Source organism: Streptomyces sp. NPDC002328 (assembly GCF_042890065.1).
GTDB lineage: Bacteria > Actinomycetota > Actinomycetes > Streptomycetales > Streptomycetaceae > Streptomyces.
On the sequence record NZ_JBIARQ010000002.1, the window covers coordinates 170049 to 185675 of the forward strand.

12 protein-coding genes and 1 pseudogene are annotated in these 15627 nt (G+C 71.8%); all 13 read right to left on the reverse strand.

Going from position 1 to position 15627, the window contains the following annotated elements:
* Positions 1-2 precede the first annotated feature (2 nt).
* On the reverse strand, positions 3-788 hold the full coding sequence (locus ACFYX4_RS07165; protein ID WP_389327287.1) for a hypothetical protein: 786 nt from the start codon (positions 786-788) through the stop codon (positions 3-5).
* On the reverse strand, positions 785-1663 hold the full coding sequence (locus ACFYX4_RS07170) for a phosphate ABC transporter ATP-binding protein (protein ID WP_389327290.1): 879 nt from the start codon (positions 1661-1663) through the stop codon (positions 785-787). Before ACFYX4_RS07170 ends, ACFYX4_RS07165 begins: the two co-directional genes overlap by 4 nt.
* 36 nt (positions 1664-1699) lie before the next feature.
* The gene (locus tag ACFYX4_RS07175) at positions 1700-2962 is read right to left on the reverse strand and encodes a sortase (protein WP_389327293.1); all 1263 of its coding nucleotides are present in this window, start codon (positions 2960-2962) and stop codon (positions 1700-1702) included.
* A 95-nt stretch (positions 2963-3057) separates the two neighbouring features.
* Complete coding sequence (locus ACFYX4_RS07180; protein WP_389327296.1) at positions 3058-4734, reverse strand: hypothetical protein; 1677 nt, start codon at positions 4732-4734, stop codon at positions 3058-3060.
* Between the two features lie 97 nt (positions 4735-4831).
* The gene (locus tag ACFYX4_RS07185; protein ID WP_389327299.1) at positions 4832-5839 is read right to left on the reverse strand and encodes a hypothetical protein; all 1008 of its coding nucleotides are present in this window, start codon (positions 5837-5839) and stop codon (positions 4832-4834) included.
* Between the two features lie 199 nt (positions 5840-6038).
* Positions 6039-8573, reverse strand: coding sequence for a hypothetical protein (locus ACFYX4_RS07190; RefSeq protein WP_389327302.1), 2535 nt, complete (start codon positions 8571-8573; stop codon positions 6039-6041).
* On the reverse strand, positions 8573-10318 hold the full coding sequence (gene pstS, locus ACFYX4_RS07195) for a phosphate ABC transporter substrate-binding protein PstS (RefSeq protein ID WP_389327305.1): 1746 nt from the start codon (positions 10316-10318) through the stop codon (positions 8573-8575). Before pstS ends, ACFYX4_RS07190 begins: the two co-directional genes overlap by 1 nt.
* On the reverse strand, positions 10315-11706 hold the full coding sequence (pstA, locus tag ACFYX4_RS07200) for a phosphate ABC transporter permease PstA (RefSeq protein WP_389327308.1): 1392 nt from the start codon (positions 11704-11706) through the stop codon (positions 10315-10317). Before pstA ends, pstS begins: the two co-directional genes overlap by 4 nt.
* A 47-nt stretch (positions 11707-11753) precedes the next feature.
* The gene (gene pstC / locus ACFYX4_RS07205) at positions 11754-12797 is read right to left on the reverse strand and encodes a phosphate ABC transporter permease subunit PstC (protein ID WP_389327311.1); all 1044 of its coding nucleotides are present in this window, start codon (positions 12795-12797) and stop codon (positions 11754-11756) included.
* A 90-nt stretch (positions 12798-12887) separates the two neighbouring features.
* Positions 12888-13283 carry a hypothetical protein gene (locus ACFYX4_RS07210; protein ID WP_389327314.1) on the reverse strand — a complete coding sequence of 132 codons (396 nt, stop codon included), beginning with the start codon at positions 13281-13283 and terminating at the stop codon, positions 12888-12890.
* 190 nt (positions 13284-13473) lie between these two features.
* Positions 13474-14049: a suppressor of fused domain protein gene (locus tag ACFYX4_RS07215; RefSeq protein WP_389327317.1), complete on the reverse strand. Its 576-nt coding sequence runs from the start codon at positions 14047-14049 to the stop codon at positions 13474-13476.
* 260 nt (positions 14050-14309) lie between these two features.
* A pseudogene (locus tag ACFYX4_RS07220) lies at positions 14310-14496 on the reverse strand (IS5/IS1182 family transposase); the annotation flags it as partial.
* Between the two features lie 333 nt (positions 14497-14829).
* Positions 14830-15603, reverse strand: a complete 774-nt coding sequence (locus ACFYX4_RS07225; protein ID WP_389327320.1) for a tetratricopeptide repeat protein — start codon at positions 15601-15603, stop codon at positions 14830-14832.
* Positions 15604-15627: the final 24 nt, after the last annotated feature.

Genomic DNA, 15627 nt, shown 5'->3' on the forward strand with positions numbered 1-15627 from the left:
GTTCAGAGCCGCACGAGGTAACTGAACCCCGTGTCGGGCCCCACGCACGACTGGAGCGTGAGGTCCCCCCAGTACAGTCCGGCGGCCGGCGCGCCCCGGCCGGGGGTGACGTGGTGGGCGTAGACCCGGTAGGTCCAGGCGCCGCGCGGGGTGCCGATCTCGACGGTGGCGCCGACGGGGAGGGTCGCGAAGCGGTCGAAGCCGCAGTGGTCGTGGCCGACGATGACGGCGGTGCGCAGCTCGTAGCCGTCCTCGGAGCCGAGTTCGGGCCCGGCCCACTGGACGGCGTCCCGGCAGGCGTCCACCTCGTCCTGCCCGCCGCGCGTGATCCGCGCGGACCAGTCGTCGATGCGGATGTAGGCGCCCTGCGGCGCACGCGGGGCCGTGGCGCGTCCGCCGGACGGGGGAGTCCGGGCCGCCTTCGGTTCAGGCGTGGCGGACGTCGTGCGCGCGGACGGGTTCCGGGTCTGGGGGCGTCGGGAGAGGTCGGGGCCGCTGGTGCGCGGCACGGTGGCGCGGGGCCGGGCGGCGGGTGCGCCGCGCGCCGGGGGCGGCACGGTCCCGGCGCGGTCCGGAGGCGGTGCGGCGGGCGCGGCCGTGGCGGCCGACGATGACACCGCGGCGGACGGCGGCGAGGAGGCGGTGGCGGACGTGGGGACGGCGGCGGGGGCCGGGTGGGAACCGGAGACGCCGGCCGACCGGGGGCCCGGGGTGTCGCACGCCGTGAGCAGCAGGGCGGCGGCCAGCGCCGCGCCGCCCGCCCGGCCCCGGGCCGCCCCGCCCGTCACCCGAAGCGCCCGTTGACGTAGTCCGCGGTGCGCTCGTCCTGCGGGGAGCCGAACATCGCCTCGGTGTCGCCGTGTTCGACGATCACGCCGGGCGCGCCCTGGGAGGCGAGGAAGAAGGCGCAGGTGTCCGAGACGCGGGCGGCCTGCTGCATGTTGTGGGTGACGATGACGATGGTGACCTCGGAGCGCAGTTCGGCGATGGTCTCCTCGATACGGCGGGTGGAGGTCGGGTCGAGCGCCGAGCAGGGTTCGTCCATGAGCAGGACGCGCGGGCGGACCGCCAACGACCGTGCGATGCACAGGCGTTGCTGCTGGCCTCCGGAGAGCGCGCCGCCGGGCTGGCGCAGCCGGTCCTTGACCTCCTTCCACAGGCCCGCCTTGGTCAGGCACTCCTCCACCAGGTCGTCCTTGCCGTCGCGAGTGACCTTGATGGCGTTGAGCCGCAGGCCGGCGACGACGTTGTCGTAGATCGACATGGCGGGGAACGGGTTGGGCTTCTGGAAGACCATGCCGATCTCGCGGCGGGCGTGGGTGATGCGGCGGCCCCGGTCGTAGACGTCCTGTTCGTCGAGGAGGACGCGGCCGGCGAGCGAGGCCGAGGCGATCAGCTCGTGCATGCGGTTGAGGATGCGCAGGAACGTCGACTTGCCGCAGCCCGAGGGGCCGATGAGCGCGGTGACCTGGTGTGCGGGCATGGTGAGCGAGACCCGGTCGAGGACCTTGTGGTCGCCGAACCAGGCGGAGATCGCGTCGGCCCGCAGGGTGGCCGCGCCCTGTCCCGCGGCGGCGATGCGGGGCTGGACCAGGGTGTCCGTGAAGTCGGCGTCGGCGTCGGCGGGGGCCGCGGCGGGGGCGCCGGGTGCGTCGGTGGCCATGGGGTGAAGGTCAACTCCCGTGCGTGTAGGGGTGGTTCACAGCAGGTTGGGCAGCAGCGCGGTGAGGGCCCGGGAGTCCGCGAGGCCCAGGGCGAGCAGGACGGGGCCGGCGCAGATCCAGGTCTGCCAGCGGCCCCAGAAGCGGTGGGCGAGCACCGTGAGCAGGGCGGCGAGCAGCAGTCCCTGCGTCCAGAGGAAGACGGCGAGCCACGCGCCGTCTTCGGTGCCGAGCGCCTCCTCGGACGCGGCGATCCAGCCCGCGCGCAGCGCCCGGGGCGGGTGCGGCTGCACGGGGGTGAGCAGCCGGGCGTCGACGCGCAGGACGCCGTGGGGCGTGTAGGGCGCGCCGGTGGCGGTGATCAGGGTGAGCCTGCCCTGGCCCTGGCCGAGCGGGGCGGGCAGTTCGTCGCCGCCGCGGCGCAGGCCGGTGACCTCGTAGACCGCCTTGCCCTGGCCGGAGGTCAGCTCGATGCGGCTGCCGACGGGGAGCACGTGGAGGTCGTTGAAGGGGCTGCCGTACGCCCATTGGCGGCCCATCAGCACGACGGTGCCGGCCTGGCCGGGCAGCGGGGTGTCGCGGCGATGTCCCGGGCCCGACATCAGCACCTCGGACGTGGTGCCCTCGGCGACGACCTCGCGCAGGCCGAGGGCCGGGATCCGCAGCAGCGCCACGGGTGCGCCCGGCTCCAGGAGCCTGCCCTCGTAGTCGCGCTGGCCGACGGGGGCGATGCCGAGGGCGAGTTGGCGGCGGAGTTCGTCGTAGGCGGTCTGCTGGTCGCGGGAGTGCTCCAGATGACCGACGACGGTGAGGTTCGCGGCGAACCCCAGCAGCAGGGCGGCCAGGACGCACAGGGCCGCCCCGGCGAGCGCGAGCCCGGGGCGGGCGGGGGGCCGCGGCGCGCGTTCCGGCGGCAGGGGCCGGGCGGGCCTGGCGGGCGGCGGTGCCGGGGGCGGGACGGCCGGGGGCGGGACGGCCGGGGGCGGGACGGCCGCGGGTGGGACGGCCGCAGGTGGGACGGCCGGGGGCAGGACGGCCGCAGGTGGGACGGCCGGGGGCAGGACGGCCGCAGGTGGGACGGCCGCAGGTGGGACGGCCGGGGGCAGGACGGCCGCAGGTGGGACGGCCGGGGACAGGACGGCCTTGGGTGGGGCGGCCGTGGGCGGGACGGCCTTGGGCGAGGCGGCCGTGGGCGAGGCGGCCGTGGGCGGGACGGCCGTGGGCGGGGTGGCTGTGGGCGGGGTGGCTGTGGGCGGGGCGGCCGTGGGCGGGGCGGCCGGGGGTGGGGCCGGCAGGGTCACGGGGTGGTCTCCTTGCGGTGCGATGCGGTACCGGAGGGGTGGTGCGGCGGGCCGGGCCGGGGCGTCGGTGCGCGGCCCCGGGCCCGGCCGTCCGGTCAGCGGTGCTGCGGGCTGTCGTCGCCGAAGGCCAGCAGGCCCCGCCGCCGCATGTGGAGGACCAGCGCGGCGCCCCCGGCGACGAACGCGAGGGCGGTCAGGCCGATCGCCCCGACCTGGGCGCCGGTCGCGGCCATGGAGCCGGTCGGCGACGTGCCGCCCGTGCCCGCGCCGCCGCCGGTGCCGCCACCCGAGCCGCCGCTGCCACCGCCGCCGGTCCCACTCGCCCCACCGGCCCCACCGGTCCCGCCGGCCGAGTCGGACGGGCTGGGCTCGGGGCTCCCGGAGGCCTCGTCGCCGGTCGTGAAGGCGAACTGAACGCTGTGGCCGCCGGTCTTGTCCTCGGCGAGCGTCAGTACGTGGTCGCCGTCGGCGATCTTCTCGGGCACGGTGAAGGCGTAGTCCTTGACGGTGCCGTCGGAGCCGGCCTTGGCGTCGGCGAACTTCTCCTCGCTGTCGGCGAGGGCGACCTTCACCGTGGCGTCCTTGGTGTAGCCGCGGGCGGTGATCTTCACGGTCCGGCCGGGTTCGAGGCGGGGGTCGTCGTCCAGGGCCTTGCCGTCCTCGTCGGTGACGTCGAGGTCCTCGCCCTCGCTGGGCTCGGGGCTCGGGGAGGGCTCCTGGTCGCTGCTGACGAAGGTGAAGACGGCCGCTCTCGCGTTGCTGCCGCCCTCCAGGAAGCGCAGCGTCTGCTCGCCGTTGATCGTGCCGTTCGGGACCGTGTAGGCGAAGTCGGCGAGCGTGCCCGTCGCGTCGGCGGTGAGTTCCTTGTCGGCGAAGACCACCTTGGCGTTCGGGGTGAAGCCCTGGACGGTGATCTTCACGGTCTGGCCGACGTAGAGCGTGGGCTTGGCGGCGAGGGGCTTGCCGGCGGCGTCCTTCGCGCTGACGAGATGGCTGACGGACACCTCCTTGGTCGCCCGCGCGTTGCCGTAGGCGTCCGGGTCGGCGGCCGTGAACACGGCGTCGTACGCGGTCTGGCCGCCGATCGCCGGTGCGGTGACGGCGAGTTCGGCCTTGCCGCCGGTGACCTGGGCGGTGCCGAGGGAGGTGTTGCCCTGCTTGAACTCGACGGCGCCGGCGGCCGTGGCCGGGCTGACCGTGGCGGTCAGCTTCAGGGCCTCCTTGATGGCGACCTTCTCCGGGGCGACGGTGAGGCCGACGGTCGTCGCCTGCTGCTCGATCAGCGTCCAGGTGTCCCCGGTGACCCTGACCTTGGCGAGGAAGACGGGGGCGGTGGTGCCGCCGCCGCAGCCGAGGCCGAGGGTGTAGGTGCCGTCGAGGGGGGCGGGGGCGGGCAGGTAGACGCGGAGCGCCTTCTCCAGGCTCTTCTTCGCCAGCGGCAGCGACTTCAGGGGGACGGTGACGGGGGCGGTGCCGGTGGCTACGGCCACCGTGGACTGGGCGATCGCGGTCTGGAGGTCCGGGTTGGACGGGCTGTACACCTTGAGGTTGCCGGTGGCCGCCTCGGGGCAGCCCGCGCTCGTGGTGACGGACGTGGCCACGGGGTCGTCGGTGATCTTCCCGGTGGCCGGGGCGAGCGTGAACCCGCCCAGCTGCGTGGCGGCCTCGGCCCGTCCGGCGAGGGCCAGGATCCCGGCGAGGGTGGCGCACAGCAGCGCGCAGCACGTCAGCAGCGCGACGGGCGATCTGAGGTGCGCCGGGCGGTCGGTCATGGGGTGCCCCCAAGGAGGTGAGGTTGCTGGTGGTCACGCCGCGGGGCCGGGCACCCGACGGGTGCCCGGCTGCTCTGCGGCGGGGTGGCGGTGGCGGTCAGCGCTCGCCCTTGAGGGACGTGTCGCCGCAGTTGCCGATCGTGCCGAAGCCGTAGGTGTTGATGGTGGCCGTCGCGGCGCAGACCTTGGAGTCGGAGCCGGTGAAGGTGTCGTCGATGACGGCGTCGGTCAGCTTCGAGCTGGGGACGACGTTGTAGACGTCGCGGTTGTAGGAGAAGGCGGAGTTCAGGGTGCCCTCGTCGGTGAAGGGCTCGCTGCCGTTGACCTTGCCGAGGACGGTGGCCCCGTGCCGGTCGGGCACGGCGAGGGTGACCTGGGCGATGTACTGGGCGATCGAGTACGGCGCGATGTCGCCGGCGGAGTCGAGCGCCTGGCCGTTGTGCTCCTGCATGGTGCCGACGCAGGAGCCGACCTGGGCCTCGGAGACGCCGATCTTGCCGAGGAAGAAGGTGCGGGTGCCGGAGTTGGCCTGCGGCAGCAGCGGGGTGAGGGCGACGCCGTTCAGCGTGGTGACGTCGCAGGTGAAGATGGACCGCAGCTGCTGGGTGCTGAGGTCGAGGCCGCCCGCGAGCGCGCTGTCCTCACGGACCGCGACGCTCACCGCGTCCTTGGCGAAGGGGATCCAGGTGAGGTCCTGGGAGGAGGTGTTGGCCGGTCCGCGCGAGGAGCGGGCGAAGTCCAGACAGTTGTAGAGGGCGTCGCCCGGGTTCGCGGCGAGGACCTCGTTCAGCTTGTCGATGCCGGCGGAGGAGCCGTTGGGGCGGGCGAGGTCACAGCCCGCGGCGCGGGTCTTGAGGGCCGCCGTACCGGTCGCGTCGTAGGAGGCGATCACCTTGTCGTCGGCCTGGCCGTCGCCGTCGACGTCGCGCAGGACCGCGTCGCCCAGACCGTTCAGCACGTCCTGGGTGGTGTCCGAGCCGACGCCGGCGAGCACGCGGTACTCACCGGCCGAGGGGTCCGCGAGTGCGGGGGTGGCCAGGACGCCGACGCCGAGGACAGCCGCGCCGAGGACGGCGCCGAGACGTGCACGGGACTTGACGTTCACTACATTTCCCTCCGTAGAACGGATTATCAGGAACCGGTGTTCAGGGAATACATTTCCTGATTTCGGCTCGCCTCGGCCACAAATTCCGACCGCCCGGCAAGTGAAGAATTGATTTCCAAGGCGACACCTACGGAATTTCCTTGAAGGCGGCGTTTACCCGCCCCCGGAGTGAAACCCGGGGGCGGGAAAGGTCGGTGATTCACCCGCCGCCGTTGCCCGGCGTCGCTCCGCGCGCGGAGAGCCGGAGGAGCGCGGGCCCGACGAGGGCCGCCGCGCCGCCCACGGCCAGGACGCCGAGGAGGACCCAGCGGACGATCCCGAGCACCTCCGAGGGGGTGAACCCGCCGGACGCGGCCACGTTCTGCTTCGCCGGGTCCGTCGCGGAGCCGGAGGGACGGGAGCCGCCCGAGGCGCCCTGTCCGGCCGTCGGGCCGGCCCCGCCGGCTGCGGTCCCGGCCGCGCCGCCGGACGCCGTACCGCCCGACGCGGCGCCGCCGCTGCCGCCCGTGCCGCCGCTGCCGCTTCCTCCGCTGCCTCCGCTTCCTCCGCTGCCGCCGGTCTGCGGGTCGCCTCCGGAAGCGCCGGACGACGGGTTCGGGGAGGCCGGCGCGCCCGTCGCCAGCCGGTCCGCGGCCTGCTGCGCCTGCTGTCGCAGGGCGGCGGGCAAGGGGGCGTATCCGGGCGGCAGTTGGCCCTTGGCGGTGCCCTGGGTCTGGCCGGCGCCGGCCGCGTACCGGATGACCTTGGCGTAGTCCTGCCGGGCCTCCTTCGCCTGGTCGACGGAGGCCGCCGCGTACACCACGGCGGTCAGCGGGTAGGCGCCGTCCGTCGCCTTGGCGGGGTCGGACGTCAGCACCCCGGCCACGGCCGAGTCGGGCATCCGGTCGACCGCCTTGAGCAGGGACGCGTCGCTCGGCTGCACGAACTCGCCGTCGGCGTTCGGCAGCGCGGCGGCGTTCAGCTGGTACCGCACGGCCGACGGACGGTCCACGACGCCGAGTTCCCGCTGCTGGGTCACGGGCGGGCGTCCGCCGCCCGTCAGCTTGGGCAGACCGTTGTCGCCGATGACGCACATGAAGACCGAGCCGATGTCGCCGCGGCGGATCTTCAGGGCGGCGTCGTGCATGTCGTTGGCGTAGGGGACCATGTCGAGCCCGTTGCGCGAGAGCGTGGAGCCGTTGCTGCACTCCAGCTTCGTGGGGGTGAGGTCGGCCTTCGGGTAGTAGTCCAGCGCCGCGGAGATCACGCCCTCCCGGAAGGCCGGATTCACCTTCATTCCCCAGGCGTCGGCTTTTCCGTCGAGGAATTCCCGTGCCGCGGGATCCGCCAGGACGTATTTCCAGAGCAGGCGCGCGGAGTCGGAGTTCGCCGATGAGACGACGAGGCCGATGGGCGAGAGATAGTCGAGTGCGACCAGTTCCCGGAGCCCGGGATTGAGTTTCTGGAACTCGGGGTCCTGGCCCAGGGAGCGGGGATTGCCGGCGAGGTACGCGGGCACGGGTTCGCGGCGCGGGACGAGGCTGCTGGCGTAGGACTGGGTGAGCGCCTTGGCCAGCAGTCGCTGGTTCAGCTTGAGGCCCTCCAGCGGGACGTCGGCCGTCCCCGCCGACGTCGACCTGCCGTACATCCAGACGAAGCCGACGCTGAGCCCGCTGACGGCGACCGGGGCGTGCACCACCTCGGCCGCCCCCTCGGGCCGCCGCACCGGTTCCAGGGTGAGGGCGAGGCCGGGCGAGGACTCGCCGGGTTCCGTCACCGCCCGGCGTGCCTGCTCCTCGCTGGCCTGGGTGTAGGTGAACCGGTGCGTGCCGGAGGAGCACAGCCGGCTCTGCCAGGACGTGATCGCGTCGGTGCCCAGTTCGGAGCCGGTGATCCGGCGTTCGGGCTTGTCGGCGTCGCAGTCGTCGCCGACGGGTTCGAAGTCGAGGCGGAAGACGATCCGCTGGTTCCAGTTCGAGCGGCTCAGCGAGGACGTGGTGAGGTTGCCGCTGTTGCCCTCGCTGCCGTCGGGGTCGTGCGCGCCCCGGGGCACGGCCACCAGCCAGCACGGCTGGACCGCGCCGGCCGGGGTCCGGCGGGCGCCGCAGCCCATCGCGGGCTGCTCCAGGGAGGACTTCACCTCGAAGGCCACGTCGCCGTTGCCGTCGCCGTCGTGGGGCAGGAAGGCGATGGCGTTCGTGTCGCCGCCGGTGAAGTAGGTGGGGTCGAAGCCGCTCGTGGTGGGGTCGCCCTGGCCGTCCACCGGCCGGAACGGCACGTAGTGGGTGCCGGACGGGTCGGCCGGGGTGCCGGCGGCGGTCTCGAGCGGATCGGTGCCGGGGCCGGGCGGGGGGTTCACCACGCGCCGGTCGCCCACCTGCGCGGTCGTCGTCAGTCCGTACTCGCACTGGGTCCGGTCCGGGCCGGAGGGGTCGTCGCCCCAGCACTGCATGAGCGACAGGAAGTTGCGCCCCTCGCTCACCCCGCGCGGTGTGCCGCCGCTCCAGGTCACCCGCACCGCCTGCCCGTGCAGTCCCTTCGTCTGGTGCACGGTCACCTTGAGCGCGGAGAAGTCGTCGTGCGTCCCCTTCGAGCCGCTCTTGGTCACCGCCGAGTTCCCGGCGGTCGCCGCGCGGGCCTGGTCCGCGCCGGGGGGCAGCGGCAGCAGGGCGAGGGCGACGGCGGCGAGCAGGGCGCCGGCGCCCGCCGTGACCCTGCGGGCCGGGCGGGGCCGTCGTGGCGTCGGCCGTCTCATCACAGCTCTCCCTTGCGGCGGTTGCGCGCCGCGAGGGCCCGCGCGGTGAGCGGTGGTCCGACGACCACCCCGACGAGGAGGACCGCGGACAGCGCCATCAGGGCGCCGCGCATCCCGAGGGCGTTGCCGGAGGCGAGGCTGACGGGGGTCGCGGCCACCGAGGTGTCGCCCGTGCCCGTTCCGTCGCCGCTGAGCGCCTCGCCCGTGTCGGGGTCGATCCCGCCTCCGGAGGTCCCGGCGGTGGCGGCGTCGGGCTGCCCGCCGGACCCGGAGCCGGCCGTCGAACCGCCCGACGTGGAGGCGCCGCCCGCGCCCGCGGAGCCGGAACCGGCGCCGGACCCGAAGCCGTTGCCGTTACCGCCGCCGTTACCGCTGCCGCCGGTCGCGCCGGACCCGGTGCCGCCGCCGGTGCCGCCGCTGCCGCCCGCGCCCGGCTTCACCGGCGTGTCCCGGCCCTGCGCGCCGGCCGTGCCGTCGGAGCACTGGGTCGTGCCCTTCTTGTCGCAGGGCTTGGGGAACGGCGCGTTCTTGGCGAGGGTGTTGGTGCCGTCGGAGGAGAAGGTGGGGTTGCGGCAGCTGTTGATGTCGATGGACGCCGTCGGCGCGCCCGGCACCTTGCGCAACTGCTCGAAGCCCGCCTGGACGAGGTTCTTCGGCAGCGGCGAGTAGCCGAGCTCCTCCGCCTGCTGCTGGCCGTCGCACAGGAAGTAACGCCCGAAGGTGCCCAGGGAGTTGCCCTTGGCCTTGGTGAAGCCGGCCTCCTCCGTCGTCGGCATGATCATGTAGCTGTAGCTGGACAGCGGGTAGGCACGGGCGTCGTCGTTGCGGTAGACGCCGTCGAGGATCTGCGTGAGGTAGTCGACCGACTTCTTGTTCTGGTTGATCCGGGCCTGGGTCAGGGCCACCGCCACGCTGGAAGCGGTCGGCTCGACGTAGTAGTCCTTCTTGTTGAGCATCTTGGCGACGGGGAAGCCGGTCTTCTCGGCGTAGGAGTACTCGACGTAGGTGATCGCTCCCTCGCCGGACGGCTGCCGCACATGGCCGGAGACGCCGAGCGAACCCGATTTGGAGACCATCGCGGAGCCGCTGAGCAGCGGGTAGTTGGAGGTCATGCCGCAGCCCGAGCCGCGGCCGGTGCGCCCGCAGTAGTCGTTCCAGGCCGCCGGCTGCTCCTTGGCCAGCCAGGCGGTGAACTGGGCGCTGGTGCCCGAGCCGTCGGAGCGGACGACCGGGATGATCGCGCGGGCCGGCATGTTCAGGCCCGGGTTGTCCGCGCGGATCGCGCTGTCGTTCCAGCGCGTGATCTTCCCGGTGAAGATCTTCGCGATGACGTCGCCGGACAGCCGCAGGTTGGTGACCTGCTTGCCGTTGATCTTCAGGTTGTACATGAACGAGGTGCCGCCGGCCACGATCGGCATGTAGGCGTAGCCGCGCCGGGGCGGGGTGTCGGTGACGCCCTGCTCCTTGAGGCCGTAGGGGATCTCGGAGACGGCGAAGTCGACGACGTTGCTCTTGAACTGCTCGCGGCCCTGCGAGGAGCCGTTGTCGGTGAAGTTGACCGTCATCGTGTAGTTGGCCTTGACGTTGCGGACCCACTGGTTGACGGCGTTGGAGCTCCAGGTGGAACCGGAGCCGGTGATCTTGGCGTAGGAGGCCGCCGCGGCGGGCGGCGTCCGTACGGCGAACAGCGCGCACAGCAGTGACAGCACGATGGCCGCCATACGGAACCGAGCGGCGGGTTTCACGACGAACTCCCGGGAGGCGTAAGGAGGTTGGAGTGGAGCTGGGTGGAGGGGGCGGCGGGCCGTCCGGCCGACTCTCGGGTCGCGGCGGCCCGTCCGGTGAACCGTCGGGCGTCCCGTCGGGACTGGACCACGCGCCGGTGTTCCTGTCGGCGCGTCAACTGACCGGGCCCACGGCCGCCGATGACGCGCGCGACGACGAACAGCAGTAGGACGACGGCCATCAGCAGGGCGGCCGTGCCGAACCCGCGCGAGATCATGGTGGGTTCGGGCGACTTGACGAACTGGAAGGTGGCCAGCGGCAGGGAGACCATCGGGCCGTGCAGCGGGTCGAGGTTCAGCTCCGAGGTGAAACCCGCGGTCAGCAGCACCGGGGAGGTCTCGCCGATGCCGCGCGCGGTGCCGAGGATGACCGACGTGGTCAGGCCGGAGCGGCAGGTCGGCAGGACGACGTGCCAGACCGTGCGCCAGCGGGAGGTGCCCATGGCGTAGGCGGCCTCGCGCAGGGTGCCGGGCACCAGGCGGATGACGACGTCGGCGGCGCGGATGATGATCGGCAGCATCATCACCGACAGGGCCAGCGCGGCGGCGAGTCCGGAGGGCGGCATGCCGAGACCGAGGATCACGGTGGCGTAGACGAACAGGCCGGCGACGATCGACGGCAGCGCGGTCATCGCCTCGACGACGGTGCGCACGAACCGGGCGAACGGCCCCGGCACCTCGTTGAGGAACACCGCGCAGACCAGCCCGGCCGGCACGGTCACCGCCAGCGAGAGGGCGATCATGATCAGGGTGCCGGCGGCGGCATGCAGCGCCCCGCCCACGGAGAGCGGCTCCAGCGGACCGGCCAGCTGCATGTCCTCGGTGAAGAAGTTGAGGTGCACCAGCGCCGCACGGCCCTCGACGAGCGCGTACGACACGACGAACACGAGGATCACCACGAGCAGCAGGCCCAGTGAGCGCACCACGGCCGCCGCGATCCGGTCGACGATGGCCGGGCCGTCCTCGTCGAACGACACGAGCAGCGCGTAGACCAGCAGGAACAGCAGATACGCCGTCACGACGAAGCCGACGGCGCCGGTGAACGGCAGCAGCCGGGCGAACAGCAGCCAGGTGAGCGCGAGCGCGGCGGCGGCAGCCCCGAGCACGGCGTACACGTCGGTGGCCCGCAGCGAGGTCAGGGCCCGGCGGCGTTCACCGCCGTCCGCGGCGCCGCGGGTCCGTCCCGGCAGCGTCGTACGCGCCCGGACGGACGCTCGACGCGCGTCGGGGGCTTCTTGCGCTTCTTGCGCTTCGGGCGCTTCTTGCGCTCCGGGTGCTTCTTGCGCTCCGGGTGCTTCTGGCGCTCCGGGTGCTTCTGGCGCTCGGGGCGCTTCGGGAGCGACGGTCATGGCGGCTCCTTTCCTGTGGCGGGGGCGGGGGCGGGGGCAGCGGAGGGTCAGGCGTCGCTGGCCGCGCCCGAGCGGGAGCGGGCCACGATCGAGGAGGCGGCGAAGTTGACGATCAGGGTCATGACGAACAGGGCGAAGCCGGCGGCCATCAGCGCGGACATGCCGAACGCGCCGGCCTCCCCGTAGCGCAGGGCGATCAGCGAGGAGACGGAGCTGGTGCCGGACTGGAGGACGTGCCACTGGATGTCGAAGGTCAGCGAGATGATCATGAAGACGGCGATCGTCTCGCCGAGCGCGCGGCCGAGGCCCAGCATCGTGCCGCCGATCATGCCGCCGCGCCCGAACGGCAGGACGACGGAGCGGATCATGCCCCAGCGGGTCGCGCCGAGCGCGTAGGCGCCCTCGCGCTCGCCCGCGGGGGCCTGGGAGAAGACCTCGCGCATGATCGAGCAGATGATCGGCGCGATCATCATGCCGACGACCAGCCCGGCGATGAACGTCGACGAGGTGTAGACGCTGGCCGGGGCGAGCGGGTCGTCGGGGTCGGCGCCCTCCACCTCGAAGAGGGGGATCCAGCCGAGGTAGGCGGCCATCCAGCGGGCGGTCGGCAGCACCTTGTCCTGGAGGAAGAACACGCCCCACAGGCCGTACACCACGGACGGCACGGCGGCCATCAGGTCGACGATGCTGACCAGCGTCCTGCGCAGCCGCGGCGGGGCGTACTCCGCGATGTAGAGCGCCGCGCCCAGCGCCAGCGGCACGGCCACGCAGACCGCGACGGCGGCGATCAGGACGGTGCCGACGAGCACGGCGGCGATGCCGAACCGTCCGGTGTCCGGCGCCCACGCGGACGTGGTCAGGAACGACCAGCCGGCCCGCTCCAGCGCCAGCCACGCCCGGTACAGCAGGAAGCCGCCGACCAGGAGCATCACGGCCAGGACGAGTCCGCCGCCGGAGCGCAGCACCGTGCGGAAGACCCGGTCGGGCAGGCCGGGGTCGGCGTACAGACGCCGGGGCACGTCGGTGTCGACGCCCCCGGCGGGCACGGCGGTCAGGGACCGCGGCTTGCTGACTCTTCTCAGTGCGGGCACAGCCCGACGCTCGGGGGCACCGGTGGCCGCGTCCGTCCCGACGCGTGAACGAGAGGTGCCCTGGGGGCAACTTCCGTTACCCGGGGTTCTTCACGACTCCCCCCATAACTCCGGTCCCGCGTAGACCAGTTCGGGCAACAGGGCCCGGAAGCGGTCGTACGAGGACCGGCAGGTGGCGTGCCGCTCGTAGGTGCGCGCCGAGCCGGCGAGGGTCCGTCCGGAGCCCTCCCAGACCGCCCACACCCAGCCGCCGCCCTCGGAGCTGTGCTGCACCCCGCCACCGACTCCCGCGTGCCGCGAGCACAGCTCGACGAAGGCCGCGCGGCACCGGTCGTGGGTGTCGTACGAGGTCAGAGAGACGGCGACGGAGCGTCCGTTGGACGCGATCAGCCGCCAGCCGAACCCGCCCCGCCCGTCGATGTCGATCTGACACCTCATGCCCGCGCCGGCGACGGCCGGTCTCGCCGCCCCTCCGGACCGTTCCATGTCCCCACCCCCCGCCGCCCACGAACGAGTGAACGTGCAGGTGAAGAGGTAGGGGCGGCAGCAGCAATCTAGTGAGCCGAACACAAGCCCGAACACACAAACCGACCCCGCGCCCCCACGCTTCACCGGAAAGTATCCCCTCGGCAACACCTTGGACAGCCACTGTCCCACCGCGGACGATTTCCGCTCCTCAGAGCCGCATCTCGACCCGCTCCAGATCAAACAGATCAGGATCCTGCCGACCCAACTCCTCCTCGAACACGTCCCACCCTTTCTCCCGGACGAACGCCGCCTCGGAGTCGCCGATGGGCACCAGCCACACCAGGGACGTCTCCACGCCGTTCTCCAGAACGACCGACCCGAAGCCGTCGTCGAAACAGACGGGCTGCGCCGCGTAGAGGGCGGTCATGGCCCCGCCCGGGATCAGCGGCATGGGCAGCGGAATCACTTCCCCGCGCGACACCGCGCCCCCACCGACCACCATCCGCTCGGCCACCCACTCCAGAACCCCAGGCAGCGGCCCACCCTCGTCCCCCGACACCGGCCGCCCGCACGCCAACAACTCCAGATGCTGAGCCCGCCCCGACACCCGAGACGCCAGATGACTCCGGAACAGCCCGATTGTGGCGTAGGACCGGACCCCCGCCAGAACACCTCCGGCAAAGCACCCAACCTTGGGAACCCCACCCGGAGCCCCCTCCCTGGGCTCCCAAGCCCCGAGGAGCCGACCCAGCCGGGCTTCCAGATGATCCACAAGAACAGACACACCATGAACGTACAGCGAAGCAAGGGACAGCCGTGCCGCGCCGGACAAGACACCGAGGACCCGGATCCGCAAGACACCCCGCGAACCCGGGCCCTCATAAGTAATTCGAATGTAACCCAACCCGAGCGCGTATTCGGCATGCGCATTACCTGCTCTCCGCTAATACTGCTGACCGACCGATCACCGATATCGGGCTCCGTCACCGGCCAAGGGGTTTTCCAGAATGCCGAGTTTTTACTGACGAGGTTTATACCGTGGGGAAAATGCAGGCGGTCCCCCGCCCGCAACCGGTCTAGTAGCACCCGCCGGAGTTCCTCCCATACGTCGGTCTCCTGCCATTCGGCCAGCCGTCGCCAGCAGGTAGGACCGGAGCCATAGCTCCTGCGGGGGTAGCTCCCGCTGAATGTCGGCGTACAGGACGAACAGCACACCGTACAGCGTCTTGCGGACACCCAAAGGATCCCGCGCGGAGGACTGCAACCAGGGCACCCGGGCCCGCTGGCCTGCTCAACCTTCCGCTGAACAGAACCACCCAGAACATCGCAGTCCTCAGCTGGCCCGCTCTACCGCCGCCCCCGAGAGATCAAAAGCTTCCCCGTTTCCCCGAAAGCACCACACGAATCCAGACAGCGGGACCCAGCACACACCCAACGCGACACCCCAGTCGCTCAGCTTCCCAAAACAAGCACGAAAAGTGAAACGGTCCGCCGACTCCGTCGGCGGACCGTCGCAAAAGATCGGGCTCAGCAAGAACAGCACCGTTGACGATGCCGCCAGAAATCACCGATGCTTTCGAACCGTTCCCACCATCGCCTTTGCTTCATTGGATGCGTTCGCCCGCTGCCCAGCGTGCAGAATTTCCTCGTCGCTCATGCTGCGCGCCAGAGCAATCGTTTCATGAAGTCCGTCAGCATTACCTGCTCTGAGCATCCTGAAGAACCACACCAAGGCCTCACCTTTGTCCGGCTGACCCAAAGTGCCATCCCGGTACCAGCAAGCAGTGACATACATCGCTCCATCGTGACCGGACTCAGCGGCATTCAGATAGCAACGGAACGCTTGGGCGTCCTGATCCATCGCAGCGAGCAGGTCCCCGAGGACAACATAGGCATCATGCAACCCGCCTTCTGCAGCCGCCCGCAACAACGAAGCCACTACTTCAGGATCACGCTTCCCCCACCACAACTGTGCCAGGTTGAATTGCGCATAGACATCCCCTTGACCGGCAGCTTCCTTGAAAAGCCGTTCGGCCTGCTCAATATCCTCCGAAACTCCCAGACCATTCGCGTAAAGGTGCCCTAGGCTCCGCTTCGCTTCAACACTGCCTTGCTCAGCAGCCTTTTCGAACCAGGGAGCAGCGCTGGAGGGATCCTCTTCAAATTCGAGGAGAATCCCTCCAAGCGCATTCTGGGCATCGACTTCACCCGATGCCGCTACTTCTTTGAGTAGCGGAAGGACTTCCGACAGTCGACGGGCAGCAGCGGGGTCTCCGCCCTGCGCAGACTCCAGAAGTGCCACGGCAATTGCTGCAATACCAGAGCGCTCGTTCGTCACTCAAACATGGTACCGCCTGCTCAT